Origin of the sequence: Bacillus cereus group sp. BfR-BA-01382 (assembly GCF_022663475.1) — a bacterium.
Taxonomy (GTDB): Bacteria; Bacillota; Bacilli; order Bacillales; family Bacillaceae_G; genus Bacillus_A; species Bacillus_A thuringiensis_S.
Window position 1 is genome coordinate 1 of record NZ_JAKUFQ010000421.1, and the last position, 229, is coordinate 229.

Sequence of the window (229 nt, forward strand, 5' to 3'; positions counted from 1 at the left end):
TTAGCTCAATTGGTAGAGCAACTGACTTGTAATCAGTAGGTTGGGGGTTCAAGTCCTCTAGTCGGCACCAGTTTTAATTTTGAGAGCCATTAGCTCAGTTGGTAGAGCATCTGACTTTTAATCAGAGGGTCGAAGGTTCGAATCCTTCATGGCTCACCATTTTAATGAAATATGCGGGTGTGGCGGAATTGGCAGACGCACTAGACTTAGGATCTAGCGCCTTTGGCGT

General features: G+C 45.9%; 1 tRNA gene. It reads left to right on the forward strand.

Annotated features, from left to right (window positions below):
* Positions 1–83: 83 nt before the first annotated feature.
* Positions 84–159: transfer RNA gene (locus tag MR160_RS34570), tRNA-Lys, on the forward strand.
* Positions 160–229 lie beyond the last annotated feature (70 nt).